Source organism: Agromyces sp. GQ35 (assembly GCF_059758475.1).
In genome coordinates, this window is sequence record NZ_JCAXEO010000001.1 from 820,419 (window position 1) to 844,670 (window position 24,252).

The 24,252-nt window shown below is 70.1% G+C and carries 26 protein-coding genes; 15 read left to right on the forward strand and 11 right to left on the reverse strand.

The features are described from left to right. The first annotated feature begins 61 nt into the window (after nt 1–61). On the forward strand, nt 62–1,900 hold the full coding sequence (gene ggt, locus AC6CH0_RS03830; RefSeq protein WP_498098369.1) for a gamma-glutamyltransferase: 1,839 nt from the start codon (nt 62–64) through the stop codon (nt 1,898–1,900). 113 nt (nt 1,901–2,013) lie between these two features. On the opposite strand, the gene fgd is transcribed toward ggt, so the two are convergent. The 4 genes from fgd to AC6CH0_RS03850 all read right to left on the reverse strand — a co-directional run bounded on the left by fgd (nt 2,014) and on the right by AC6CH0_RS03850 (nt 5,600). Beyond that, nucleotides 2,014–3,033, reverse strand: coding sequence for a glucose-6-phosphate dehydrogenase (coenzyme-F420) (gene fgd / locus AC6CH0_RS03835; RefSeq protein WP_498098370.1), 1,020 nt, complete (start codon nt 3,031–3,033; stop codon nt 2,014–2,016). A gap of 83 nt (nt 3,034–3,116) precedes the next feature. Continuing rightward, nucleotides 3,117–3,779: a 2-phospho-L-lactate guanylyltransferase gene (gene cofC / locus AC6CH0_RS03840; RefSeq protein WP_498098371.1), complete on the reverse strand. Its 663-nt coding sequence runs from the start codon at nt 3,777–3,779 to the stop codon at nt 3,117–3,119. Beyond that, entirely contained in the window at nt 3,776–4,774 is a 999-nt protein-coding gene (locus AC6CH0_RS03845) for a TIGR03557 family F420-dependent LLM class oxidoreductase (protein ID WP_498098373.1), read from the reverse strand. The genes cofC and AC6CH0_RS03845 overlap by 4 nt, the downstream gene beginning before the upstream one ends. Nucleotides 4,775–4,817: 43 nt before the next feature. Continuing rightward, complete coding sequence (locus AC6CH0_RS03850) at nt 4,818–5,600, reverse strand: coenzyme F420-0:L-glutamate ligase (RefSeq protein ID WP_498098374.1); 783 nt, start codon at nt 5,598–5,600, stop codon at nt 4,818–4,820. A 119-nt stretch (nt 5,601–5,719) separates the two neighbouring features. On the opposite strand from AC6CH0_RS03850, the gene AC6CH0_RS03855 reads away from it, so the two are divergent. Further along, entirely contained in the window at nt 5,720–6,265 is a 546-nt protein-coding gene (locus AC6CH0_RS03855; protein ID WP_498098375.1) for a DUF6328 family protein, read from the forward strand. A gap of 32 nt (nt 6,266–6,297) precedes the next feature. Continuing rightward, a complete protein-coding gene (locus AC6CH0_RS03860) occupies nt 6,298–7,134 on the forward strand; it encodes an exodeoxyribonuclease III (protein ID WP_498098376.1) in 837 nt (278 codons plus the stop codon). Nucleotides 7,135–7,146: 12 nt separating this feature from the next. Here AC6CH0_RS03860 and AC6CH0_RS03865 read toward each other — a convergent pair whose 3' ends face one another. Both AC6CH0_RS03865 and AC6CH0_RS03870 read right to left on the reverse strand, forming a co-directional pair. Next, a complete protein-coding gene (locus AC6CH0_RS03865) occupies nt 7,147–7,734 on the reverse strand; it encodes a GNAT family N-acetyltransferase (protein ID WP_498098378.1) in 588 nt (195 codons plus the stop codon). Between the two features lie 50 nt (nt 7,735–7,784). Then, on the reverse strand, nt 7,785–8,483 hold the full coding sequence (locus AC6CH0_RS03870; RefSeq protein ID WP_498098379.1) for an NAD(P)-dependent oxidoreductase: 699 nt from the start codon (nt 8,481–8,483) through the stop codon (nt 7,785–7,787). Nucleotides 8,484–8,580: 97 nt separating this feature from the next. Between AC6CH0_RS03870 and AC6CH0_RS03875 the strand changes: the two genes are divergently transcribed. From AC6CH0_RS03875 to AC6CH0_RS03890, 4 genes are all read left to right on the forward strand, one after another. Next, the gene (locus AC6CH0_RS03875; RefSeq protein WP_498098380.1) at nt 8,581–9,276 is read left to right on the forward strand and encodes a TetR/AcrR family transcriptional regulator; all 696 of its coding nucleotides are present in this window, start codon (nt 8,581–8,583) and stop codon (nt 9,274–9,276) included. Between the two features lie 76 nt (nt 9,277–9,352). Next, complete coding sequence (locus tag AC6CH0_RS03880; RefSeq protein WP_498098381.1) at nt 9,353–10,636, forward strand: serine/threonine-protein kinase; 1,284 nt, start codon at nt 9,353–9,355, stop codon at nt 10,634–10,636. Continuing rightward, nucleotides 10,633–11,073 (forward strand): phage regulatory CII family protein, encoded by a 441-nt coding sequence (locus AC6CH0_RS03885; RefSeq protein WP_498098382.1) that lies wholly within the window; start codon nt 10,633–10,635, stop codon nt 11,071–11,073. The genes AC6CH0_RS03880 and AC6CH0_RS03885 overlap by 4 nt, the downstream gene beginning before the upstream one ends. Nucleotides 11,074–11,104: 31 nt before the next feature. Continuing rightward, nucleotides 11,105–11,923 (forward strand): alpha/beta fold hydrolase, encoded by an 819-nt coding sequence (locus AC6CH0_RS03890; RefSeq protein WP_498098383.1) that lies wholly within the window; start codon nt 11,105–11,107, stop codon nt 11,921–11,923. A 13-nt stretch (nt 11,924–11,936) separates the two neighbouring features. On the opposite strand, the gene AC6CH0_RS03895 is transcribed toward AC6CH0_RS03890, so the two are convergent. Beyond that, nucleotides 11,937–12,776 (reverse strand): SDR family NAD(P)-dependent oxidoreductase, encoded by an 840-nt coding sequence (locus AC6CH0_RS03895; protein ID WP_498098384.1) that lies wholly within the window; start codon nt 12,774–12,776, stop codon nt 11,937–11,939. Nucleotides 12,777–12,908: 132 nt separating this feature from the next. Here AC6CH0_RS03895 and AC6CH0_RS03900 point away from each other — a divergent pair, with 132 nt between their 5' ends. From AC6CH0_RS03900 to AC6CH0_RS03915, 4 genes are all read left to right on the forward strand, one after another. Continuing rightward, nucleotides 12,909–13,769: an ABC transporter ATP-binding protein gene (locus AC6CH0_RS03900; protein WP_498098385.1), complete on the forward strand. Its 861-nt coding sequence runs from the start codon at nt 12,909–12,911 to the stop codon at nt 13,767–13,769. A 43-nt stretch (nt 13,770–13,812) separates the two neighbouring features. Next, nucleotides 13,813–14,850 (forward strand): aliphatic sulfonate ABC transporter substrate-binding protein, encoded by a 1,038-nt coding sequence (locus AC6CH0_RS03905; RefSeq protein ID WP_498098386.1) that lies wholly within the window; start codon nt 13,813–13,815, stop codon nt 14,848–14,850. A gap of 93 nt (nt 14,851–14,943) precedes the next feature. Then, nucleotides 14,944–15,768 carry an ABC transporter permease gene (locus AC6CH0_RS03910; RefSeq protein WP_498101014.1) on the forward strand — a complete coding sequence of 275 codons (825 nt, stop codon included), beginning with the start codon at nt 14,944–14,946 and terminating at the stop codon, nt 15,766–15,768. Between the two features lie 52 nt (nt 15,769–15,820). Beyond that, the gene (locus tag AC6CH0_RS03915; RefSeq protein ID WP_498098387.1) at nt 15,821–16,285 is read left to right on the forward strand and encodes a GNAT family N-acetyltransferase; all 465 of its coding nucleotides are present in this window, start codon (nt 15,821–15,823) and stop codon (nt 16,283–16,285) included. Nucleotides 16,286–16,369: 84 nt separating this feature from the next. Here AC6CH0_RS03915 and AC6CH0_RS03920 read toward each other — a convergent pair whose 3' ends face one another. Then, nucleotides 16,370–16,990: a TetR/AcrR family transcriptional regulator gene (locus tag AC6CH0_RS03920; RefSeq protein WP_498098388.1), complete on the reverse strand. Its 621-nt coding sequence runs from the start codon at nt 16,988–16,990 to the stop codon at nt 16,370–16,372. A gap of 59 nt (nt 16,991–17,049) precedes the next feature. Between AC6CH0_RS03920 and AC6CH0_RS03925 the strand changes: the two genes are divergently transcribed. Next, the gene (locus tag AC6CH0_RS03925) at nt 17,050–18,525 is read left to right on the forward strand and encodes a DHA2 family efflux MFS transporter permease subunit (RefSeq protein WP_498098389.1); all 1,476 of its coding nucleotides are present in this window, start codon (nt 17,050–17,052) and stop codon (nt 18,523–18,525) included. Between the two features lie 65 nt (nt 18,526–18,590). Here AC6CH0_RS03925 and AC6CH0_RS03930 read toward each other — a convergent pair whose 3' ends face one another. After that, nucleotides 18,591–18,875: a DUF4190 domain-containing protein gene (locus tag AC6CH0_RS03930; protein WP_498098390.1), complete on the reverse strand. Its 285-nt coding sequence runs from the start codon at nt 18,873–18,875 to the stop codon at nt 18,591–18,593. Between the two features lie 320 nt (nt 18,876–19,195). Here AC6CH0_RS03930 and AC6CH0_RS03935 point away from each other — a divergent pair, with 320 nt between their 5' ends. Then, nucleotides 19,196–20,671 (forward strand): DUF6421 family protein, encoded by a 1,476-nt coding sequence (locus AC6CH0_RS03935; RefSeq protein ID WP_498098392.1) that lies wholly within the window; start codon nt 19,196–19,198, stop codon nt 20,669–20,671. A 185-nt stretch (nt 20,672–20,856) separates the two neighbouring features. Then, the gene (locus tag AC6CH0_RS03940; RefSeq protein WP_498098394.1) at nt 20,857–21,549 is read left to right on the forward strand and encodes an SDR family NAD(P)-dependent oxidoreductase; all 693 of its coding nucleotides are present in this window, start codon (nt 20,857–20,859) and stop codon (nt 21,547–21,549) included. A gap of 21 nt (nt 21,550–21,570) precedes the next feature. Here the strand turns inward: AC6CH0_RS03940 and AC6CH0_RS03945 are convergent, their stop codons facing one another. Both AC6CH0_RS03945 and AC6CH0_RS03950 read right to left on the reverse strand, forming a co-directional pair. Further along, nucleotides 21,571–22,284 carry a hypothetical protein gene (locus tag AC6CH0_RS03945; RefSeq protein ID WP_498098396.1) on the reverse strand — a complete coding sequence of 238 codons (714 nt, stop codon included), beginning with the start codon at nt 22,282–22,284 and terminating at the stop codon, nt 21,571–21,573. Between the two features lie 118 nt (nt 22,285–22,402). Next, a complete protein-coding gene (locus AC6CH0_RS03950) occupies nt 22,403–23,734 on the reverse strand; it encodes an MFS transporter (RefSeq protein WP_498098398.1) in 1,332 nt (443 codons plus the stop codon). 76 nt (nt 23,735–23,810) lie between these two features. On the opposite strand from AC6CH0_RS03950, the gene AC6CH0_RS03955 reads away from it, so the two are divergent. After that, complete coding sequence (locus tag AC6CH0_RS03955) at nt 23,811–24,206, forward strand: phage holin family protein (RefSeq protein ID WP_498098400.1); 396 nt, start codon at nt 23,811–23,813, stop codon at nt 24,204–24,206. The last annotated feature ends 46 nt before the right edge of the window (nt 24,207–24,252 follow it).

The window sequence follows — 24,252 nt, forward strand, 5'->3', positions numbered from 1 at the left end:
AACCCGTCGCGGTCTACGGTGGGGGCATCCAACAGGTTGTACCCGATTCGGGGGGTCCCCAATGGTCAACGTCGTCCGCCGCGCCGCGCTTCGTCGCGTGAGCGCAGCACTCGCCGCAACGCTCGCGGTCGGAGCACTCGCCGCTGCCGCTCCGGCTTCCGCTCTGCCGTCCGCCGCTCCTTCGGGCCTGTTCGCCGCCGGACGCCCGGCACCACCGGCACCGTCGACCTCGACGGGCTCCGGCGGCGCGGTGTCATCCGTCGACTCCGAGGCGAGCGCGGTGGGCCTCGAGGTGCTGCGAAAGGGCGGCAACGCCGTCGACGCCGCCGTGGCCACGGCCGCCGCGCTCGGCGTCACCGAGCCGTACAGCGCCGGCATCGGCGGCGGCGGCTACCTCGTGTACTTCGACGCCGCGACCGGGGCGGTCACCACGCTCGACGGACGCGAGACGGCACCGGCGGCCATGCCCGGCGACGCGTTCATCGATCCCGCAACGGGCCAGCCGTACCCATTCGCCGCCGCCGTCTCGTCGGGGCTCTCGGTCGGGGTTCCCGGCACCCTCGCCACCTGGGAGGCGGCACTCGACCGCTACGGCAGCGAGTCGCTGCACGCCATGCTGAAGCCCTCGATCCTGCTCGCGACGCGTGGGTTCCGGGTCGACGAGACGTTCGCCCAGCAGACGGCCGCCAATGCGGCCCGGTTCGCGGCCTTCCCCGCCACGGCCGAACTGTTCCTGCCGAACGGCGCACCCCCGGTGGTCGGATCGACCTTCAAGAACCCCGACCTGGCGAAGACGCTTCGAACGATCGCGGTGCACGGCACCGACGTCTTCTACGACGGCCCGATCGCCGACGAGATCGCCGACATCGCGCAGGATCCGCAGACCGATCCGGCGGCGACGCTGCCCGCGTTCCCCGGCTATCTGACCGCCGAAGACCTCGCTACGTACGAGGTGCTCGAGCAGGACCCGACGCACGTGGAGTACCGCGGACTCGACGTCTACGGCATGGCGCCGTCGTCGTCAGGCGGAACGACGGTCGGCGAGTCGCTCAACATCCTCGAGAACTACGACCTCGGGAGCGAGCAGGTGCCGCAGGCGCTGCACCTGTATCTCGAGGCCACCGCCCACGCCTTCGCCGACCGCAACGCCTACGTCGGCGACCCGGCATTCGTCGACGTGCCGACCGAGACCCTGCTGAGCCAGGACTTCGCCGACGCGCGAGCGTGCGTGATCGATCCCGACGTCGCGTCGGTCAAGCCCGTGGCGCCGGCGCCACTCGATGCTGCGGGCTGCGAGCTCGTGGCCGCCGCCGACCCGGCCGACACCGAGAACATCTCGACGACGCATCTCTCGGTGGTCGACCGGTGGGGCAACGCCGTCGCCTACACCCTCACGATCGAGCAGACGGGCGGCTCGGGCATGACCGTGCCGGGGCGCGGGTTCCTGCTGAACAACGAGCTCACCGATTTCAACTTCGTACCGAACCCCGCAGACCCGAACACCGTCGAACCCGGCAAGCGCCCGCGCTCGTCGATGTCGCCGACGATCGTGCTCGACGGCGGCGACGTGCGCTACGTGCTCGGTTCGCCGGGCGGCTCCACGATCATCACGACCGTGGCGCAGGTGCTCGTGAACCGCATCGACCTCGGCATGACCCTTCCCGAGGCGGTCGCGGCACCGCGCGCGTCGCAGCGCAACACCGCCAACGTCTCGGCCGAGCAGGCGTTCCTCGATGCGTACGCCGCCGAGCTCGCGCCGTACGGCCACGCGTTCGGGGCGCCGGCCGAGATCGGTGCGGTCGCCGCCATCGAGGTCGACGCCGGCGGACTCATGACCGCGGTGGCCGAACCCATTCGCCGCGGCGGCGGCACCGGGCTGGTGGTCGAACCGACTCGCTAGCCGGGGCGCCTCGCCGGTCGAGTAGCGACGAAGGAGCGTACCGAGACCTCTTGCGAGATCTCGATACGGCCCTGGCGTGCCTCCTCGATCAACGGGATCTCGAGACCGAAATGTCAGAGCGCCCGAAGGCGCGGCGCGATGTCGCGCGCGAAGAGCTCCTGGAATCGAGCCTGATCGTGACCAGGCGCGTGGAAGACGAGGTGGTTGAAGCCCCAGTCGACATACTGCTTGATGCCGGCGACGACCTCGTCGGGGTCGCTGCCGACGATCCAGCGCTTGGCGATCTGCTCGATCGGCAGGGCGTCGGCCGCCCGCTCCATCTCGACGGGGTCGGTGATGTCGTGCTTCTGCTCGGCCGAGAGCGACAGCGGCGACCAGAACCGCGTGTTCTCGAGCGCGGCCGTGGCGTCGGTGTCGTACGAGAGCTTGATCTCGATCATGCGGTCGAGCGCGTCATAGGAGCGACCGCCCGCCGCGACGCCTTCCTTCACGGCCGGGATGAGCTGTTCGGTGTAGAGCTCCATGCCCTTGCCCGATGTGCAGATGAACCCGTCGCCCGCGCGCCCCGCGTACTTCGCGACGGTCGGACCGCCCGCCGCGATGTAGACCGGCACCGGGACATCCGGTCGGTCGTAGATCGACGCGTCGTGGGTCGAGTAGTACTCGCCCTCGAAGCTCACCTGCTCGTCATCGGTCCAGAGCGCGCGCATGAGCCGCACCGACTCCCGGAGCCGTGCGAAGCGCTCGCGGAACTCGGGCCAGTCCTGCTCGCCCGCGCCGCGGAAGCCGGTCGCGATCTCGTTCAGCGCTTCGCCAGTGCCGAAGCCCGCGATGATGCGCCCCGGGTAGAGGCAGCCGAGGCTCGCGAACGCCTGCGCGAGCACGGCCGGGTTGTAGCGGAACGTCGGCGTCATGACGCTCGTGCCGATCCTGATCGTCGAGGTGCGCTCGCCCACGGCCGCCATCCAGGTGAGCGAGAACGGCGCGTGTCCGCCGTCGTGCCGCCACGGCTGGAAGTGATCGCTCGTGAACACCGATTCGAAGCCGTTCGCTTCGGCCGCGACCGCGATCTCGACGAGCTCGCGCGGGGCGAACTGCTCGGCTGAGGCCTTGTATCCGAGGGTGAGCGTCATGCTTCGATCCTCGCACGATCGGCGCGGCTCGGCGCCGATCGATCGGGAGCTCGCTCCGGGAGGCAGCGTGAACAGGAGCACCGCTAACGAGCGCCGGCGCTGCCCCGCGACGAAATGCCCGCGGCCGCCGCCCGCGTCAGCGGTCCGACACCGAGCGCGAGCGCGTCGGCGAGCGCGTCGATCGTGTCGACGTCGCGTCTGAGGCCGGCGGATGCCTCGAGCTCGACGAACCCGGCGGCGGCATGCCGCGCGGCCGAGTCAGCGCCGAAGGCCGGCGCGAGCTCCACCCCGGCCGAGGCCGTCGCGAGCGTCGTGCCCGTGCCGTCGGCGTCGCGCACGAAGGCGAGCGGATGCCGCGACGCGGCGTCGAGCGCGGCGTCGAGTTCTTCGGGCGCGAGGGCCGGCAGGTCGCCGAGCAGCACGGCCACGGGCCGGAGCCCCGCCTCCTCATCGCCCACCCGGGCATGCGCGATGGCGTGGGCGATCGCCCGGGTCAACCCGCGCGGCGCATCGGCCGGCTCTGGCAGGAACTCGGCCGCACCCGCGAGCAATGGGTCGTCGCCGACGACGATCACGCGCGCGACCGACCCGGCGGCGCCCGCGGCGGCGACCGTGTCGAGCGCGAACGCCCGGGCGAGCGCCTCCCGCTCGACCGGCGGCACCGCGGCGGCGAGCCGGGTCTTGGCGCCGGCCGGCGCCTTCACGGGGATCACGACGGTCCACCGCTCGCCGGAGCGCTCGCTCACGCGCGGAGCCCGGGCAGCACGTCGCGGCCGAACGCCTCGAGGAACCCGGCCTGGTCGCGCCCGGCATTGTGCAGGTAGACGCGGTCGAAGCCGAGGTCGAGGTGGCGCTGGATTTCGGCACGGTGCACGTCGAGGTCGGCTGACACCACCATTCGCCCGGCGAAGTCCTCGGGGCGCACGGTGCGGGCGAGCTGCTCGAACTCGAACGGCGATCGGATGTCGCCGCGCGGAATGCGCAAGCCGCCGTTCGGCCACTCGGTCAGCGCGTGACGCATGGCCTCCTCGTCGGTGGGCGCCCACGACAGGTGCAACTGCAGCACCTTGGGCATGCGGTCGGCGTTCCGGCCGACCTCGCGAGCGCCTTCGCGGAACCGGGTGAGCAGCGCTGCGAGCTTGTCGACGGGCGCGCCCGTCGTGATCATGCCGTCGACCGTACGGCCGGCGCGCTTGGCGGTCACGGGGCCGGACGCCGCGACGAGGATCTCGGGCGCCACCGGCGGCATGGTCCAGAGCCGCGAGGCCTCGAGTTTGAAGTGCTGGCCGACATGACGTACGTCACGACCGGCGATCGAGCCGGCGAAGAGCTTCTTGATCACGTCGACCGCCTCGAACATGCGGTTGATGCGGTCGGGGGCCTCTGGCCAGTACGCCCCCACGACGTGCTCGTTGAGCGCCTCGCCCGATCCGATCCCGAGCCAGTGGCGACCGGGATGCATCGCCGCAAGGGTCGCGCTCGCCTGGGCGACGACGGCAGGGTGCATGCGGTACCCCGGCGTGGTCACGCCCGGTCCGAAGTCTCCGCTCGTGCGTTCGGCGATCGCGCCGAGCACGCTCCACACGAACGAGGACTGTCCCTGGGCGGGGATCCAGGGCTGGAAGTGGTCGCTCGCCATGACGCCCGTGAAACCATGCGACTCGGCGACCGCGCAGAGCGCCACCGCCTCGGCGGGCGGAAACCGTTCGAGCATCGCGGCGTAGCCGATCTGTGCTGACACCCGTCCATTCTCCCGCTTCGGCGGCGCGTCGCGGCCCGCCCCGTCACGTCTGGGCGAGCGGCCCCTCGGCCTGCGACTCGTCGAACCCGTCGCGGTACCCCTCGTTGTACGCCTCGTCGGCGCCGACCCGGAACAGGTCGCGCTCGGCCGGCCGCTGGATCGAGCGCGCCCCCGGCAGGTCGAGATCACCGACGAGATGCCCGAGCCCGCGCACGACGGCGACCGGCACCCCCGTCGACTTGCCCTTCACGAGCTCCGCGGCGCCCGCGATCTCGTCGGCCACGCACGGCATGGTGACCGAGAGCGGCTTGCCGGAGGCATCCGTCGAACCGCGCAGGTCGTCGAAGACGCGCACACCCGCCGCACCGATCGCGAGGTCGGTCTGCCCCTCGCGCCACGGGCGTCCGAGCGTGTCGGAGAGGATGACGCCGACGTGCGTCCCGGTGAGGGCGCGGAGGCCGGTGGCCAGCGCCCGCGCCGAGGCATCCGGATCGACCGGCAGCAGAAGCACCGTGCCCTCGGGTGCGTTCGACGCGTCGACCCCGGCCGCGGCACCGACGATGCCCTGCCGGTTCTCGACGATGCGGGTCACGCCACCCTCGAAGGCGCGGCTCGCGACGACCCGCACGGTCTCATCGGTGATCGCCTGCTCACGATCGGCCGCCTGCACGATGCGGCCCTCGGCTTTCGAGACGATCTTCGAGGTGATGACGAGGATGTCGCCGTCGTCGAGTACGACCGCCTGCGCGATGAGCGCAGCGAGGTCGGCGCCCTTCGCGATCTCGGGCAACCCCTCGACGCCTTCGATGCTGAACCTCACGGCCACCCCCGCTCACCCGACTGAGTGAATCATCGCAGTTCCGCGAGCCGCTCGGCCAATTGCGTCATCGGACCGCGCTTGTCCAGCCCTTGAGGCGCAGGATGCCTCTGGCGATAGCATCGCGTATGGCCACCGATCCCCCGCTCGACGACCACCGCCACGATCGCCGCGACGGACGCAACGAGACGCGCATCGAGCGCCTCGACCGCAACTGGAACGACATCCTGCAGGAGCTCCGGGCGACCCAGACCGGCACCCAGATCATCACCGGCTTCCTGCTGGCTGCGGCGTTCCAGCCTCGATTCACCGATCTCGACGGCTACCAGCTCGTGCTCTACCTGGTGCTCGTCGGGCTCGCCTGCATCGCGACCCTGCTCGGGCTCGCGCCCGTCATCCTGCATCGGCAGTTGTTCGGGCAGCGGCAGAAGGAGCGGATCGTGCAGCGTGGGAATCGGCTGCTCCTCGCGCACCTCGCGGTGGCGTCGTTGCTCGCGGCGGGCGTCGCCGGGCTCATCTTCGAGCTGGCGCTCAGTCGCACGGCGGGCTTCGTGGCGCTCGGCGTCGCGCTCGTCGCGACCGCGCTGCTGTGGATCGCGGTGCCCCGACTCTCGGGCACGGCCGCCGATCGGCGGCGCGACGAGCAGCAGTCCGACGGCGCATCGCCCGACTGATCGCGTCATGGGCTGCGGATACGCTGGGAACCATGCGCATCGCCACCTGGAACGTCAACTCGATCCGCGCCCGAGTGGGGCGAACCGTCGATTGGATGGTGCGCGAAGACGTCGACGTGCTCGCGATGCAGGAGATCAAGTGCAAGCCCGAGCAGTTCCCGATCGAGGCCTTCGAAGCGGCGGGCTACGAGGTGGCGATCCACGGGCTGAACCAGTGGAACGGCGTCGCCATCGCCAGCCGCTCTCCGATCGGCGAGGTCGAGACGTCGTTCCCCGGCATGCCGGGCTTCCTCAAGGGCCTCGAGGGCCCCGACCAGCCGCAAGAGGCGCGTGCCATCGGCGCCACCGTCGACGGTGTGCGGGTCTGGAGCCTCTACGTGCCCAACGGGCGTTCGCTCGGCGACCCGCACTACACCTACAAGCTCGACTGGCTCGCGGCGCTCACCGAGTACACGCGCGCCGAGACATCCGCTCGCCCTGAAGTGCCGTTCGCGCTCATGGGCGACTTCAACATCGCGCCGCTCGATGAAGACAACGGCGACCCGGCCGTCGTCGAGGGGCTCACGACGCACGTCTCCCCGCCCGAGCGACAGGCGTTCTTCACGCTCGAGAACGCCGGGGTGAGCGACGTGGTGCGCCCGCGCATCCCCGAGGGCTACACCTACTGGGACTACAAGCAGCTGAAGTTCCCGCGCAACGAGGGGCTGCGCATCGACTTCATCCTCGGCTCGGCCGCGTTCGCGGAGGCGGTGACCGACGCCTCGATCCACCGCAACGAGCGCAAGGGCGACGCGCCCAGCGACCACGTGCCGGTGCTGGTCGAACTCGCCCTCGGCGACGACGACGACGATCGCCCGATGATCTTCTGAGGCGCAACCGGCTCACGTGGCCTCGCGCCACATCGGCTGGAGCTCGGGTGCGTCATCAGCCACGTGGATCGGCGCGCCGAGATCACGAAACCCGTGACGCAGGTAGAAGCGTCGATTGTCGGCCGAGGAGGCTTCGAGGTACACGGGCAGACCCTGGGCTTCGGCATCGGCGATGCCTGCGGCGAGCATGATGCCGCCGATGCCGCCACCCCGCAGCCCCGGGTGCACCGCCATCGAGGGAAGGTAGATGTGCGCCGATCGCGGGCGCTTCGCGTCGGTCGCGTACTGGAGGGCGCGCATTCGCTGCGAGAGCGGATCATCGCCGATGATCTCGCTCGTGTGCACGGTCGACGAGTGCTGCCAGATCGAAGCACCCAACGGAACCCCATCGGCCGCCGTGGCGGTGATGACGATGCCGGATGCAATCGTTTCGCCCAGCGACGCCTCGAACATGAAGTGCAGGGTTTCGAGTCGGCTGTGCTGCTCGGGGTGCATCCACTGAGTGAGCGCGTCGTCGTCGAATGCCGACGCGCACAGTTCGACGATCGCTGCGGTGTCGCGCGAGGTGGCGATTCGTGCGCGGATTCCGGAATCGTTCATCGAGTTGCGTTCCTCTCTGATGGTGATCTGCGACGGCCGCTCGGGCGACGTCACGGCGTGGCCCCTCGCGCGCTCGGCGAGAGACGACCGACGATCGCCGGCGCCTTCCGCACGAGCTCATCGTTCGTGAGCGCCTCGATCATGAAGAGGGCGTAGTCGACGCGTCGCGTTCGGTCGCTTGCGAGCAACGGGTCGCCGACGTGCTCGGCCCACACGGGGAGCCCCTGAGCGGCCCCTTCTTCGAGCGTGCTGCCACGCACGACCGTCCATCTCGTGGGGCTCGCGAAGATGCGGCGGGCGGCATCGACCTGGTCGTCGATGTCCATGACGCGAAGCGCCCGCATGAGCTTCGTCATCGCGGCCTGCGCACGGAGTGTCGTCACCGGGTACTGATCGTTCTCGTCGCGCGGAACATGCCAGCCGCAGGAGAAGATCAGCCGGGCACCGGGCTCTGCGAAGTCGAGTACCGCCTGCGCAGTGCCGGAGGAATACTGTCGGGTACCCCACGGCACCAAAACGGTGAGCACTCCGTCGCATCCAGCGACCGCCTGCTGGATGACGTGTCGATCATTGGTGTCGCCCGGCACCACGGTGATGCGCTCCGACAACTCGCCGAGCTTGTCGACGCTTCGCTGCCGGCATACTCCGACCACCTCGTACCCGCGGTCCAAGGCCTGCCTGACCAGGTACTTGCCGAGCTTGCCGGATGAGCCGATCACGCACACCCTGCGGATGCCTGTCGCATTCATCTCTCCTCCATCTGCATCGTCAACCGTACTTACGGTGTAAGTAACACACACTTACACTGTAAGCAACTGCAACCATCGAGCGACGGACGGAAGGGCCATGGGAAGCACGAACACCTCCGCGCCGCGGCGCACACCGTTGAGCCGTGCGCGCATCGTCGATGCGGCGATCGACCTGGCCGATCGCTCGGGGCCGTCCGCGATCACCATGCGCGCAGTGGCTGCCGCGCTCGAGGTTGAGGCGATGTCGCTGTACAACCACGTCGCCAACCGGGCAGATCTCCTCGACGGGATGATCGACGCCGTCTTCTCGGAGATCGAACTCCCCAAGGTCACTCTGCCCTGGCGAATCAGCTTGCAGGCCCTCGCCGCCTCGACCCGTGATGCGCTGCGGCACCACCCCTGGGCGATCGGCATGATGGATTCGCGCAGCGCGCCTGGGCCCGCAACGCTGCGCCACCATGACGCTGCGCTCGGAACACTGCGTCGAGCGGGCTTCTCGACCACGATGTCGGTGCACGCGATGGCGGCACTCGACAGCTACGTCTACGGCAGCCTGCTCCAGGAACGCAGCCTTCCGCTCGACGCGGTCCGGAATCCCGGTGCGGCGGCAGCACATCTGGTCTCGACGCTGTCGACAACCGACTATCCGCATCTCGCGGAGATCGCCATCGAACGCGCGGCGTCCGGAGACACGGCGTCCCGTCCCGACGACGAGTTCAGGTTCGGGCTCGCGCTGATCATCGATGGCCTGAGCCCCGACACCCATCGACTCGCTGACACCGAACCGGGTTGATACGAGACCGGTCGGCGCATCGCAACCCCCTCGGGTGAACTCGCGGGCTCCCAGCCGACGCCGTTACCCTCGAATGGTGACCAGTACCGAACAGCGAGCGACGAGTGACCCGTTCACGGGTGCCACGCTCGGCGGGCGATACCGCCTCGACGCGCTCATCGGACGCGGCGGCATGGCGACCGTCTACCGGGGTGTCGATCTCAGTCTGGGCCGCTCCGTCGCCGTGAAGGTCTTCGCCGCAGCGGCAGAGGGCATCGACGATGTCGGGCGGCGTCGCTCCGAGACGGCACTGCTCGCAAGCGTCGAACACCACGCGCTCGTGCGGCTCTACGACGCGGCGCACGACGACGCGACCGATCGCGAGTACCTCGTGATGGAACTCGTCGACGGGCGCGACCTCCGGCAGTCGCTGCGCCTCGGCCGCATGAGCCCGGCAGATGCCGCGGGCGTGGCGGCCGACCTCGCCGAGGCACTGCACGTGATCCACGAACGCGGCATCGTGCACCGCGACGTGAAGCCGGCGAACGTGCTGCTGTCACCCGCGCACCTGCCCACCCGCACCTGGAGTGCGAAGCTCGCCGACTTCGGCATCGCCCGGCTCATCGACGACGCCCGGCTCACGCGCACCGGCGCGTTCGTCGGCACGGCGGGCTATCTCAGCCCCGAGCAGGTCGGCGGCGACGCCCCCGGCACCGCGTCCGACATCTACTCGCTCGGGCTCGTGCTGCTCGAGGCGCGCACCGGGTTGCAGGCCTTCCCCGGCTCGGCCACCGAATCCGCGGCCGCACGGCTCGTGCGCGACCCCGAGATCCCCGCCGAGCTCGGCACCGAGTGGGTGGCGTTGCTGCGCGCGATGACCGACCGCGACCCGGCCGCCCGGCCATCGGCACTCGACGTGACCATGGCAGCCGGCCGACTCGACGTGGCCGCGGCGCCGGAGCAGGTGCCGGCGAGTTCGGCGTCGACCACGACTGCCGAAGCAATCGACGCAGCCACCATGGTGCTGCCCGTCGACGAACGAACGGATGTCCCAGCACTCGGCGCGACCGCGACGACGCAGGTGATGACGCGCGGCGGCGCTCGAAGCGTCGACGGTGCCGCTGCCGGAACCGACCACGACATCGCCGCCAGGGCCGTCGCGACCGCGCTGCGTCCGTCACCGTCGCCGTCGCGGCGGTGGCTGCGACCCGTGATCGCCGTCGTGCTGCTCGCGATCATCGCAGTCGGCGCGATCACCCTGATCCCGCCCGTGGTCGCCGGCCTCGCGTCGACGCCGACGACGCCCGAGGAACCGCTGCCGAGCCTTCCAGGTGAACTCGGCGTGCACCTCCAGCGCCTCGATGAGGCGGTGACCCGATGAACCGCCGAATTCGCTCGGCAGCGGCCGCCGGAGCCATCGCCGTATCGCTCGTCTTCGGCCTCGCGGCGTGCACGCCGTCGGCCGAAGCGGTCGCCGCCGACCTGCACGCCTCGGTGGTGCAGGTCGCCACGCGCGCCGAGGCCGGTGACTACATCGGTGCGCTCGCCGAACTCGCGCTGCTCGACCAAGACGTCACCGACGCGGTCGACGACGGCACGATCGACGCCGAACAGGCGCAGGAGATCCGCGAGGCGCTCGCGCTCGTGCAGGCCGACCTCGAGGCCGCCGAGGTCGCGAGCACCCCGGCTCCCGAGCCCGAACCCGCGCCCGTACCTGAGGATGACGACGACAGCGGCCCCGGCAACAGCGACAAGGGGAACGACGACAAGGGCAAAGACAACAAGGGGAACGACGACAAGGGCAAGAACGACGACTGAGCCGGCGCACCGCATTGCGTACGCTCGAAGCATGCCCACCCTCTCCGTTCCCGGCGCCGAGCTCTGCTACGAATCCGCCGGCCCCGCCTCAGCGCCCGCACTCCTCCTCATCCCCGCGGGCATCGCGACGCTGCGCATGTGGGATGCCCAGGTCGACGCCCTCGCCGACGACCACTTCGTCGTCAGGTACGACCCGCGAGGGTACGGCGGAACGCGTCACGACGAGGCGGTGCCGTTCGCGAATCACGCCGATGCCGTCGCACTGCTCGATCACCTCGGCATCGCGGGGGCGACCCTCGTCGGCGCGAGTCGCGGCGGACGCATCGCGCTCGACACCGCCCTCGCCTCCCCTGACCGCGTGCACGGCGTGGTGACGATCGGCACCGAGCCGGCCGGCGCCCCCGACCTGCCCCTCACCGACGAGGAGCAGCGTCGCTTCGACGAGATCGAGGCGATCGACCTGGGCGAGGATGCCGCGCGCTCCATGCGGCTCGAGGCTGAGTTCTGGGCGACGGGGCCCGATCGATCGGCGGCCGACGTGGATCCGGAGTTCCTGCGGCGAGCGCGGGAACTCAACGCGCTCAACGTCTCGCACGCGGCCGACGACGGCACCGTCGTGCAGCTCGAACCGCCGGCGTACGACCGACTCGGCGACATCCGCTCGCCCGCGCTCGTCATCGTCGGCGAGTACGACCTCAGCCCGGAGCTCGCGGCGTACGAGCACCTGCTCGCGCACCTGCCCGACGCGACCGGAATACGCCTCGCGAACACCGCACACCTGCCGAGCGTCGAACGACCGGCGGAGTTCACCCGCCTGCTGCTCGACTGGCTGGGCGAGCGCGAGCTCTGAGGGCTCTGCGCGATCAGCGCCGCCCGGTGAACCGCTCCATCGAGCGGTAGACGCCGAAGCCCTCGCCGACGAGCCGGTCGAAGACGCGGGTCGGCAGCAGGCCGCGAAGCGCGCGCGAGACGCCGACGCTCCAGGGCAGCTCGAGCAGCGGGCGCCCGTCGAGCATCGCCCGCCACACGCGGTCGACGACGTACTCGGGGTCGAGCACGGGGGTCAGCACCGGCCCGCGGGCTCCGGCGAACATGCCTGTCGAGATGTAGCTCGGCGTGACGGTGGTGACCTTCACGTTGCCGTGGTCGGCCTGCTCGAGTTCGAGCCGAAGCGAGTCGCTCCAGGCGATGAGCGCCGCCTTCGATGCCGCGTAGACCGCCATGCGCGGGTTCGCGAGAGTTCCGGCGGCGCTCGCGATGTTCACGATGCGCGCGGGCCGGTACGCATCGGCGATCATGCCGGGCAGGAACTCGCGGGTGAGGTACATCGGCGCGAGCGCGTTGACCTGCATGGTCGGCCGGGTGTCCTCGCCGTTGTCGGTCTCCCAGAAGTAGCGGTTGCCGCGCACGATGCCGGCGTTGTTGATGAGCACGTCGGGGTTGCCCACGTCTCTGCGCACCTTCTGCGCGGTCTTCGCGATCGCACCGGCGTCACTGACATCGACGACGAACGACTGGATGCGGGTGCGCCCCTTCGACACCGCACCGAGTTCGTCGACGGTGCGGGCGAGCGCGGCCGCGTCGCGGTCCCAGAGCGTGACGGCCGCCGCGTGCTCGGCCACCGCCCGCGCGGCGTACATGCGGCCCATGCCACCGGCCGCCCCCGTGATGAGGACCTTCGCGCCGCGCACCGTTCTCGTCATCCTTCCATCTTCGCGCACGCCGTCGCGTGCTTCCGCAGCGTCGACTGTTACGCCGTGGGTCGCACGCGGCTGACACCGCCGCGGCACGTCGATAGCTTCGAATGGATCCCCCATCCCCTTCGAGGAGTCCCCATGTCGGCGACATCCGCCCTCTCCCGCGAGACGTCGGGCTCGGCCGAGGCCGCGCCCGTCTCGTTCCGGGGTGTCGGACGGGCGTTCGGTGCGGCCGGCAGCACTCGTCAGGTGCTGCGCGACATCGATCTCGAGGTCGAGTCGGGCGAGATCGTGGCGATCCTCGGCCCGAGCGGATGCGGCAAGTCGACGCTGCTGCGCATCGCGGGCGGGCTCGACGGAGCGACCGAGGGCACCGTGAGCGTCGACGGCACACCCGTCACGTCGTACGACCGGCGTTCCGCCGTGGGCTTCCAGGAGCCCCGGCTGCTGCCGTGGCGCACGGTCGCGGGCAACGTCGCGCTCGGCCTGCCGCGCGGCACGCCGAAGGCTGCCGGACGCGACAAGGTCGCCCGGCTCATCGAGCTCGTCGGGCTGAGCGACTTCGCCGGCCACCGTCCACGCGAGATCTCGGGCGGCATGGCGCAGCGCACCTCGCTGGCTCGCGCGCTCGCCCGAAACCCCGGTGTGCTGCTGCTCGACGAGCCCTTCGGCGCGCTCGACGCCCTCACCCGCTTGAAGATGCAAGACCTCCTGCTCGACGTGCACGCGGCCGCCCCCACGACGGCCCTGCTCGTCACGCATGACGTCGACGAAGCCCTGCAACTCGCCGACCGCGTGATCCTGCTCGGCAGCGACGGTGCGACGCCGGGCGCCGACATCCGTCAGATCGTCGTCGTGCCGGGTGCCCGACCGCGCGACCGTGGCTCGGCAGAGCTCGCCGAGCTGCGCGGGCGCCTGCTCGACGGGCTCGGCATCGACCGGCACGGCGCCGCGCGCGGCATCGCCTCCACCACGACCATCCCGCACTACCCGTTCTGACCGGCGCCCACAGCACCCGCGCCACCACCCTGAAGGAGTCCACGTGTCCCGCACCCCGTTCTTCCGCACCGCGCTCGTCGCGGGCGCGGCCGCCGCAGCGCTCCTGCTCTCCGGTTGCGTCGCCGGCGAGGGCCAGGCCGCCGAGCCCGAGCCCGCCGAGACCGGTGAAGCCGTCTCGCTCGAGGGCCAGACGCTCAACATCGACTTCGCGACCTACAACCCGCTGAGCCTCATCATCAAAGACCAGGGGTGGCTCGAAGACGCGGGTCTCACGGTGAACTGGGTGCAGTCGGCCGGCTCGAACAAGGCGAACGAGGCGCTGCGCGCCGGGGCCATCGACGTCGGTTCGACCGCCGGCTCGGCCGCACTCCTGGCCCGTTCGAACGGCTCGCCCATCCAGGTGATCGACATCTACTCGCAGCCCGAGTGGTCGGCGCTCGTCGCCCCCGACGGCTCGGCCATCAGCTCGGTCGACGACCTCAAGGGCAAGCAGGTCGCGGCGACCAAGGGCACCGACCCCTACTTCTTCCTGCTGCAGTCGCTCGAGGCCGAGGGGCTCGAGGCATCCGACATCACCGTGCAGAACCTTCAGCACGCCGACGGTTGGGCGGCTCTGCAGAACGGCTCGGTCGACGCGTGGGCGGGACTCGACCCGATCATGGCGGGCGCCGAGGAGCAGGGTGCGACCCTGTTCTACCGCAACGTCGACTTCAACAGCTACGGCTTCCTGAACGCGACCGAGTCCTTCATCGCCGAGAAGCCCGAGGTGGCCCAGGCCGTCGTCGACGCGTACGAGCAGGCTCGTGCGTGGGCGGCCGAGAACCCCGAGGAGACCGCGCAGATCCTCGCTGATGTCGCCGGGCTCGATCCCGCCGTCGCCACGAAGGTCATCACCGAGCGCTCGAACCTCGACGTCGACCCGGTGCCCGGTGACGCGCAGGTCGAGGTACTCCAGAAGATCGGCCCGATCTTCGTCGAACTCGGCGACGTCGCCACGCAGGAGCAGGTCGACCAGGCGCTCGAGACGATCATCAACGACACCTTCGTCACGACGGCCGACCCGAACCGCTTCACGGAGTAGGCGATCACGATGACGGATGCCTCGGGCGCGACGCTCACCACCGGTGCGGCGATCCACGACGGCGACGACGTGCGGGTCGCCGGGAACGGCGGCATGACGTCGGTCGCGTCCGGGCGCGAGGCATCCGTCGCTCCCGAGACGCCCAGCGGCAGACGCCGGCTCGTCGATCGTCGCTGGTTCCGCATCGTCGGCGGCGCGCTCATTCCCGTCGCGCTGCTCGTGCTGTGGCAGTGGGTCTCGACGGCGGGGCTCGTGCCGCTCTCGCAGCTGCCGTCGCCCGAGATGGTCTGGCTGGCCGCCGTCGACCTCGCCGAACGCGGCGTGCTCGGACTCTACGTCGCGATCTCGACGCAGCGGGTGTTCCTGGGCTTCGCCTTCGGCGCAGCCATCGGCCTCGCGCTCGGCGCGGTGGTGGGGCTCTCCAAGCTCGGCGACATCCTGCTCGCCCCGGCGCTCGGCGGCATCCGCGCCGTGCCGTCGCTCGCCTGGGTGCCGCTCCTCATCCTGTGGTTCGGCATCGGCGAGGACTCGAAAGTCATCCTCATCGCGATCGGCGCATTCTTCCCGGTCTACACGATCGTGGCGGCGGCGCTGCGGCACGTCGACCGGCACCTGATCGAGGCGGGGCGCGCGTTCGGATTGCACGGGGTGGCGCTGTTCGCCACCGTGCAGTTGCCATCGGTGGTGCCCTCCGTGCTGTCGGCGCTGCGGCTCGCGCTCGCGCAGTCGTGGCTCTTCCTCGTCGCGGCCGAGCTCATCGCCTCATCGATGGGCCTCGGATTCCTGCTCCTCGACTCGGGGCAGAACGGCCGCATCGATCGCATCTTCCTCGCGATCATCCTGCTCGCGGTGCTCGGCAAGCTCACCGATTCGGTGGTCGCGCTCGTCGAGCGGTGGGCGGTGCGTCGCTGGGCGTGACACATGCCCGCCGGCATCACTCCGACACGAGCCGCGCTGGCATCATGGAACGATGATCGACGACGTTCGTCTCATCCCCAAGTCCGAAGCCGAGGTCGCCGCCTGGCTGCCGATCGCGATGGCGGCGTATGAAGAGGCCCGGCGCAGCGCCGGCGACGACGCCGAGCAGGCGACCACCGCGCGCCGGGCGTCTGAGGAGCAGTTCTTTCCAGACGGCCGCCTCGTCGACGGGCACTTGCTCTTCACCGTCGAGGCTGCCGGAGAAGATGCCGGCTGGCTCTGGGTCGGCCCGATGACCGACGCCGCCAACTGGTACGTCTGGGACGTCGCCATTCACGAGACGCATCGGGGTCGCGGCCTCGGACGGCGAGCGATGGAGCTCGCCGAGGAAGTGGCGCGCGAGCACGGTGCCGTGAACCTGCGCCTGAACGTCTTCGCGTACAACGAACCGGCGATCCGGCTCTACACGGGCCTCGGCTACACCGTCGGGGCAATGCACATGGGCAAGCCGCTCTGACGGACGAGGCCGCTCACCTCAGGCGCTTGCGCATACTGATCGACGTCGTCTCGTAGCCGAGCGACTCGTACAGCGGGCGCCCCATCACCATGGTTCGTCGGCGCCGGGCATCAGCGCGCGCATCTTGGCCACGCCGTCGGGGAAGCAGGCGTCGAGGATCTCGGTCGCGGAGAGCTCGTCGCCGTAGTCGCCGGTCAGGCGGAGGCCGACGACCGCGTTGATGAGCATGCCGGTCGCCATGAACTGGCGTGTCTGCTCCTCAGAGAATCCGGCCTCCTCGCGCACGAAGCGCCAGATCTCGCTGAAGCCGTTGCGTGCGACGCGGCCGATCACCGGTTCGCCGCCGAGCGCCGTGGACCCCGCGATGACCGGCAGCATGCCGCGTTCGGCGAGCAGGCTCGTGTACGCCGTGCCCATGCGTTCGGCACGGCCCTCGACCGACCCCGGCAATGCCGCGCGGAACTCGGCGAGCAGGCGGGCGTAGGCGCGTTCGATGACCTCGACGAAGAGCTTCTCTTTCGTGCCGAAGAGCCGCACGACGTAGGGCTGGCTCACCCCGGCCGCGCGGGCCACTTCGTCGGTCGTGGTGCCGACGTAGGTCTTGGCGCCGAACACCGCAGTCGCCGCGACGAGGATCTGCTCGCGCCGATCGGCCGACCTCATTCGCGGGACCGGTGCGACTTCTTCCACGGTCATGCTTGACATGTTATCAGTCGATTACTACTGTCCAAGTAATCATCCGATTACAAACAAGGAGCAAGGCCGTGTCCTCAACGATCGACGCAGCAGGCACACTGCGCACCCGCCGACCGAGCCCGCTGTGGCTCGTGCTCATCGCCACGGCGCTGCCGATGTTCATGGCGACGCTCGACAACCTCGTCATGACGAACGCCCTGCCGGTGCTGCACTCGGAGTTCGGGGCATCCGTCGAAGAGCTGCAGTGGTTCATGAACGCCTACACACTCGCCTTCGCCAGCACGATCCTGATGGCCGTCGCCCTCGGCGACCGCTTCGGCCGGCGCACGCTCTTCGTGATCGGCATCGTCGTCTTCACGCTGAGCTCGGCGCTCGCGGCGCTCGCCACCGACCCGACCCAGCTCATCACCGCCCGGGCCGCGCAGGGCTTCGGCGCCGCGGCGATCATGCCCCTCTCGCTCACCCTGCTCGCGGGCGCCGTGCCACTCGCCCGGCGGCCGCTCGCGATCGGCATCTGGGGCGGCGTCGCCGGACTCGGCGTCGCCACGGGCCCGCTCATCGGCGGCGCGGTCATCGAGGGCTGGGCGTGGCAGGCCATCTTCTGGATCAACGTGCCGGTGGGTGTCGTCTCGATCGCACTCGCCCTCACTGCCCTGCCGAACAGCTTCGGTGCACGTCTTCGCGCCGACGTCGTCGGCCTCTTGCTCTCGGGCGTCGGCCTGCTCGGCGTCGTCTACGGCATCGTGCGCGGCAACGACGCGGGCTGGTCGAGCTTCGAGGTGCTCGGCAGCCTGATCGCCGGCGGTGCGCTGCTGCTCGCCTTCATCGCCTGGGAGTCCCGCGCCTCGGCGCCACTGCTGCCGCTCCGCCTGTTCCGCGATCGCAGCTTCACCGTGGCGAACCTCGCGGGCTTCGGGTTCAGCTTCGGCGCCTTCGGATCGATCTTCATCCTGATCCAGTTCCTGCAGGTCGTGCAGGGCGCGAGCCCGCTCGAGGCAGCCGTGCAGACCTCGCCGTGGACGCTCGCTCCCATGATCGTGGCGCCGCTCGCCGGCGTGTTCGCAGGGCGTATCGGCACGCGTGCACTCATCGTCGCCGGCCTGCTCGCGCTCTCTGGGGCGCTCTTCTGGCTCACGCAACTGCTCGAGGCGGGCACCGACTACTCGGCCTACATCGCGCCGTTCATCGTCGCGGGCATCGGCATGGGGCTCGTCTTCGCGCCCTCGGCGACCGCGGTGCTCGCGACCATGGCACCCGACGACCACGCCAAGGCGAGCGGCACCAACTCGATGCTGCGCGAGGTCGGCGTGGCACTCGGCATCGCCGTGTCGACCGCGGTGTTCACCGGCGCCGGCGGCGCCCTGACGCCGGCCGAGTACGGCGCCGGCGCCCAGCCGGCCGTCGTGGTCGGTGCCGCGGTGCTGCTCGTGTCGGGACTCATCGCGCTGCTGCTGCCGGCGGGCCGGGTCACGGGGGCTGCAACGACGGTGACCGCGACGAGCACCGAGGCGGCATCCGCTCGCGAACCGGAGCGCGTGCACTGAACGTTCGGCACGAACGACGAAGTCCCCGCCGGGCCTGAGCCGGGCGGGGACTTCGTGGTGACGGCCTAGTAGGTCGTGAGGGTCGCGGTCGACGCGGCGATCGAGAACGTGACGATCATGATGATGACGAAGAGCACGATCGAGATGAAGCCGATGATGATCGCGGCGATGGCGAGGCCGCGGCCGCGCTCACCGGTCTTCTTGACCTGGTTCAGGCCGATGAAGCCGAGCACGATCGCGACGACGTTGAAGCCGAGGAGCGAGAGCACGAAGCCGACGATCGACAGAACGTTCCACTTCTCGGCGGACGCCGGCTGCGAAGGCACTGGGGCGGGGGCGGGAGTGGTCATGTGTGAGGGTTCCTTGCTGTTGGGAAGCGGCTGATTGCCGAACGCATCTTGACAGTGCGCGTCGGCCTGTGTCAATGGACAGAACTCCCCGTTTCGCCACGAGACGTGGCGGGAGCTCGCAGAACCGCCCGAAACCTCGCTTCGCGAGGAGCTGCGCCGCGCAGCGATCTTCGCCGTGAATTCTGGCGGCCACGCAACAATCCCGCGCTCGGGCACAACCAATCGCGGAGCCCCGGCTCGTAGCCTTGATGTGGCCGACGAATCCCGTCGCGCCGTCACCCGCGCGCCGCGCACACCCTCATCGAGGATCGGAGGTTCACATGTCGAGCACCACCATGACCGACGCCATCATCGGCGAACCCGAGGTTCTCGAAGACGAGGTGAGCCCCGCCGAGCTCACGCTCGCCGACGGCGTCGAGACGGATGCCGCGTGGCTCCGTCTCAAGGAGGCGGCGACCGCGTTGCAGTCGCTGCAGGTGAAAGACGGATCGGTGCCCGAGCAGGGCGACCAGCCGGAGGCATCCCGCCTCGTCGACGCCATCGTCGAGTCGATCGAGGCGCTCGCGCCACGGTTCCCGCACGAGGCAGAGTACCTCGCGGCATCCGTCGTCGACTTCCGCCGCTGGCAGGCCGAGGGCTTCGGCGTGCCCGACTTCCTCGACTCCCTCGTGGCATTCGAGCCGCAGCGGCACCGGGTCGACGGCATCCGTCACCTCGTGGTCTTCCCCATGTACACGCAGAACGGCTCGACCGAGCGGCACGTCGAGGCGCTCGTGGTCGAGACGATCTGGCCCGAGTTCATCGCGGCGCTCGAGGCCGGCGACTACGGCAACAAGCTCTTCGTGAGCCTGCGCCTCGTCGACTTCACGCCCGGCTACGACACGAACTCGGCGGTGCTCTTCCCCGAGACCGTCGCCATGCGCGAGATCCCGACGTTCACGTGGGGCGCGATCTTCCAGGATCGCGAGGCGGCACGCTACCGCAGGGTCGTGCGCGCGGCATCCGAGATCACGAAGCTCGAACTGCCCGCCGATGCGAGAGCGCTGCTCGACGACCAGGAGCTCGCCGAGCGCACCTTCGTGATGTGGGACATCATCCACGACCGCACGCACATGCGCGGCGACCTGCCGTTCGACCCGTTCATGATCAAGCAGCGCATGCCGTTCTTCCTCTACTCGCTCGAGGAGCTGCGGTGCGACCTCACCGCGTTCCGCGAGTCGGTGAAGATCGAGCGGCAGCTGCGCAAGCGGTCGACAGCGCATGCTGAGGAAGGCGGTGAGTCGCTGTCGGCCGTCGAATCGCAGCTGCTCGAGCACGGCAAGCTCGTGCAGTACGCGGTGATCTTCGACCGCATCTTCCGCTTCGCGATCACGGGCTCGCGCGTGCGCAACTACGACGGGCTCGGCGGTCAGCTGCTGTTCGCGTGGCTGCACCAGAAGCACGTGCTCGAGTGGACGGATGTCTCGCTGAGCTTCGACTGGGACGCCGTGCCCGACGCGGTCGTCGAACTCGGCGACGCGATCGACGAACTGTACTGGAAGTCGATCGACCGGCCGAAGACGGCGCACTGGCTCGCCGCGTACGAACTGGTTCGCTCGGTGCTCACGCCGAACCCGGCATCCGTGTGGGCAGCGGGCCTCCCGCGCGAGGTGCTCGCGGGCGCACCGAAGGGGTACACCGACCTCGTGATGGACGACGAGTTCCCCCTCTCGATGTTCTACGAGGCCCTCGACAAGAAGATGAAGCCGGTCATCGAGTCGACGGTCGGCATCACCGCCCAGTCGACGGACGAGTAGCGACGCCGCCGGTCGAGTAGCGACGCCTCCGCACGCCGCCGGTCGAGTAGCGACGAAGGAGCGTATCGAGACCAACGCCACGTACGGTGGACTCGATACGCTTCGCTACTCGACCAACGCGGCACTCGACCGGCGCAGCACTCGATCAACGCAACACTCGCCAACGCATCGATGAGGAGCAGCACGTGAAGGAACTCACCGACAAGGTCGTGCTCATCGCCGGCGCGACGAGCACGTCCGGCCGAGTCGTCGCACGCACCCTGCTCGACGCCGGCGCACGGGTGGTCGCCGTCGGCAGCGACCAGGGTCGCATCGAGCAGCTCGAGGCGGAACTGCCCGGTGTGATCGGAGAACGCGCCGACCTCACCGACGGCGACGACGTGCTCGAGCTCGCCATGCGCGTGCACGCCCGAGTCGGCGACGTCGACGGGGTCGTGCACCTCGTCGGCGGCTGGCGCGGTGGCGGTGGAATCCCCGGACAGACCGAAGAGGACTACCGCGTACTCGAACGGTCGTTCACGGCGCTGCGCTACATCAGCCGGGTCTTCTGGGACGATCTCGTCGCTTCACCGGCCGGCCGTATCGCGATCGTCTCCTCGACCACCGTCGAGCGCCCCACCGCGGGCGGCGCCAACTACACGTCCATCAAGGCGGCGAGCGAGTCGTGGATGCGCTCGCTCGCCCAGGGCTTCGACAAGGCCGGTCGAGCGGCCGACGACGGAGGCGAGTCGAAACCGACCGCCGCCACTGCGGCCGCGGTCACGTTCCGGGTGCAGGCGCTCGCTGGCCTCGAAGACCGGCTCGCGACATCCGTCGTGGCGCTCTGGAGCACGGATGCCGCCGAGTTGAACGGCACCGTCGTCGAACTCACCGCCTGACCGGGGCGAGCGCACCGCCGCTCAGTCGACCAGTTCGGCCGATGGTGCGTCGCTCTCAGCCGATGGTGCGTCGCTCTCAGCCGGCGGGGCGTCGCTCTCGAGCGCCGGCGGGGCTTCGCTCTCAGCCGGCGGTGGCGGAGGTGTGGCGGAGGTCGGTGGCTGCTGATCGGCCCGCATCGCCTCGCCGATGCATCCGTCGTCGGCGGCGCCGTCGCCCTCGAGCGCGAGGCGCCACGCCGCCTGCTGCTCGACCGTGAGGTCGTCGGGCAGCGCCGGGGCGGTGGAGGTCGGGTTGCGCGGCTCGGTGTTCCACCACTCCCAGTAGCGGTACTCCTGGCCTGCCGTGGTCATGCACTCGCGGACGAGTTGCTGGAACCCGAGCCAGGCCTGCTGCTCGTCGGCGGTGGGCTCGGGATCTGCGGGAGGAGCGGGCGTCGGACTCGGGCTCGGAGCCGGAGTCGGAGTGGGAGCCGGGTCGCCGACCGGAGGGGTCGACGGCGCGCTGGGCAGCGGGGAATCGTCGTTGCCGTCGGCGCCGTCTGCCGGAACCCGCGGCTCGCCGCCCTGCACCCCACCGGTCTCGACGCCGAAGCCGTCGGATGCCGGTGCGGCCGGCTGGGGCGACCTCGCGTCATAGAGCACCGGGGCCCCAGTCGTGGCAACGGCGACGCCGACGAAGATGGAGCCGACGAAGAGGGCCGCGACGGCGGCACTGAAGAGTACGGTCTTCCGCATCGGGCACCTCCCGCCGCGATTCGGGAACGACCGCCGGCCGCTCAGGGTGTCCGCCCCATGCTACACGTCCCCCGAACGGGGGTGACCCGAGGTCATGTCGCGCGCCGAGACACGCGACTCACCCGGCCGTCGGCCCCGCGATCTCCGTCGAATCCTCCGGCGCGTCCGATTCTTCGCCGGTCGCGACATCCGCCGGTGAACCCTGTCTGCGGCTCAGCCACAGGAACGGCACCGCGAGCACCTGGATGCCGCCGCTGACGAGGAGGGAACCCGGATATCCCCAGATGTCGGCCGAGCGCCCGAGCACCGGCTGGATCACCGCGCCGCCAGTGCTGCCCAGCAGGGAGTCGAACGACAGCACGGTGGCACGCTGCTGCGAGGGGATCATGTCGTTGAGATAGGCCTGCTGCACCGGGCCGGCCGCGGCGTCGACGAGACCCCACACGGTGAGCAGCACGAGCGCGATCCAGAAGTTGTGGTTCACGCCGAGCGCGAGCAGCACGAGCGTCGAGACGATGAGACTCGCGATGATGGTCGTCGTCCGCTTGCGGAACCTCCGCCGCACCCATGGCGCGGCGAGTCCGCCGATCATCTGCGAGCCGGAGAGGATCGCCGCCGCAAGACCGGCGATGGAATAGGCTCCGGTGTCGCCCCAGAGCTCCACGAGGTACGGCTGCAGTGCGTAGAAGACGTAGAAGCCGACGCCCGTCGTGAAGAACGAGGCGAACATGACGTATCGAACCGGTCGTCGGCCGAGGCCGTATTTCACCGAGGCACGGAAGACCTCCTTCGTGGCACGCAATGGGTGCGCCCGCCCGGCAGGCGTGAAGCCGAGATCGCGCATCACCAGGGCGGCCACGACGAACATCACGACGAGGATGCCCGCCCTGATCAGGAACGGCACGCCCAGGTTCGTGACCTGTGCGATGACGCCGCCCGCGATGGAGCCGACGAACATGGCGGCCCCGGAGAGCGCCAGACCCCGCCCGAAGACCCGCTCGAGTCCGCCGGTGTAACCGGTCGCCGTGAGCGCGTCGACGAGCCACGCCTCGACCGCGCCGGAGAAGAACGTGAAGCCGAGCCCCAGCAGCACCGAGACGACCGCCCACATCCAGAACGGCGAGTGGGCGACCCAGAGCAGGTAGTACAGCACGGTCGTCGCGGCGAGGGTGACGGTGCCGAGCAGGTAGGAGACCCGACGCCCCATCGTGTCGGCGACGACGCCCGTCGGCACCTCGAAGATCACCATGCCCACCGAGAAGAACGCGTTCGCGGCGAACGCTTCGAGGTTCGTCAGGCCGGCGTCGAGCAGGAACAGGGTGTTGACGCCCCAGATGAACGACGCGGCGAGCGTGTTGCCGATCAGCAGGGTGAAGTACGCCGCCTGCACCCGCTTGGCCGCCGGATTGGGGGCGGGACTCGACGCATCGCGCGTGGCACGTTCAGCCATGTGCACATCATGCTCGCTCCGGGGCCCGCCGCCAAGATGCAGTGACGGATGTCGCACCGACCGCTACGCTCGCGGCATGGTGCGTTTCCTGATCCGCGCGGCGATCTTCCTCGGCACCGCCGCCCTCGGACTCCTCATCGCCTGGTGGCTGCTTCCGGGCTTCGACATCAACTGGGCCGGGTTCGTCGTCGCGATGCTGATCTTCGCGATCGCCCAATCGCTCCTGAGCCCGCTCGTCTCCAAGCTCGCCGCGCGGCATGCACCGGCGATCCTCGGCGGTGTCGGCCTCGTCTCGACCTTCCTCGCGCTCGCGCTCGCGCACTGGATCGGCAACGGACTGCAGATCGACGGCGTGCTCACGTGGGTGCTCGCGACGCTCATCGTCTGGCTCGTGACCGCGCTCGGCACGTGGCTGCTGCCGCTCGTCTTCCTGAAGCAGCGGGCGGGCGAACGGCGGGACGCGCGCGACTGAGGTCGGGCGACATCTCCGCCGCGGGGTGGATTCGTGCGCCGCGCTT

Coding starts and splice junctions, on each gene's coding strand:
- ggt (WP_498098369.1), top strand. CDS start 62: ATGGTCAACGTCGTCCGCCGCGCCGCGCTTCGTCGCGTGAGCGCAGCA.
- fgd (WP_498098370.1), bottom strand. CDS start 3,033: ATGACGCTCACCCTCGGATACAAGGCCTCAGCCGAGCAGTTCGCCCCG.
- AC6CH0_RS03855 (WP_498098375.1), top strand. CDS start 5,720: ATGGCCACCGATCCCCCGCTCGACGACCACCGCCACGATCGCCGCGAC.
- AC6CH0_RS03860 (WP_498098376.1), top strand. CDS start 6,298: ATGCGCATCGCCACCTGGAACGTCAACTCGATCCGCGCCCGAGTGGGG.
- AC6CH0_RS03865 (WP_498098378.1), bottom strand. CDS start 7,734: ATGAACGATTCCGGAATCCGCGCACGAATCGCCACCTCGCGCGACACC.
- AC6CH0_RS03870 (WP_498098379.1), bottom strand. CDS start 8,483: ATGAATGCGACAGGCATCCGCAGGGTGTGCGTGATCGGCTCATCCGGC.
- AC6CH0_RS03875 (WP_498098380.1), top strand. CDS start 8,581: ATGGGAAGCACGAACACCTCCGCGCCGCGGCGCACACCGTTGAGCCGT.
- AC6CH0_RS03885 (WP_498098382.1), top strand. CDS start 10,633: ATGAACCGCCGAATTCGCTCGGCAGCGGCCGCCGGAGCCATCGCCGTA.
- AC6CH0_RS03890 (WP_498098383.1), top strand. CDS start 11,105: ATGCCCACCCTCTCCGTTCCCGGCGCCGAGCTCTGCTACGAATCCGCC.
- AC6CH0_RS03895 (WP_498098384.1), bottom strand. CDS start 12,776: ATGACGAGAACGGTGCGCGGCGCGAAGGTCCTCATCACGGGGGCGGCC.
- AC6CH0_RS03900 (WP_498098385.1), top strand. CDS start 12,909: ATGTCGGCGACATCCGCCCTCTCCCGCGAGACGTCGGGCTCGGCCGAG.
- AC6CH0_RS03910 (WP_498101014.1), top strand. CDS start 14,944: ATGACGTCGGTCGCGTCCGGGCGCGAGGCATCCGTCGCTCCCGAGACG.
- AC6CH0_RS03915 (WP_498098387.1), top strand. CDS start 15,821: ATGATCGACGACGTTCGTCTCATCCCCAAGTCCGAAGCCGAGGTCGCC.
- AC6CH0_RS03920 (WP_498098388.1), bottom strand. CDS start 16,990: ATGTCAAGCATGACCGTGGAAGAAGTCGCACCGGTCCCGCGAATGAGG.
- AC6CH0_RS03930 (WP_498098390.1), bottom strand. CDS start 18,875: ATGACCACTCCCGCCCCCGCCCCAGTGCCTTCGCAGCCGGCGTCCGCC.
- AC6CH0_RS03935 (WP_498098392.1), top strand. CDS start 19,196: ATGTCGAGCACCACCATGACCGACGCCATCATCGGCGAACCCGAGGTT.
- AC6CH0_RS03945 (WP_498098396.1), bottom strand. CDS start 22,284: ATGCGGAAGACCGTACTCTTCAGTGCCGCCGTCGCGGCCCTCTTCGTC.
- AC6CH0_RS03950 (WP_498098398.1), bottom strand. CDS start 23,734: ATGGCTGAACGTGCCACGCGCGATGCGTCGAGTCCCGCCCCCAATCCG.
- AC6CH0_RS03955 (WP_498098400.1), top strand. CDS start 23,811: ATGGTGCGTTTCCTGATCCGCGCGGCGATCTTCCTCGGCACCGCCGCC.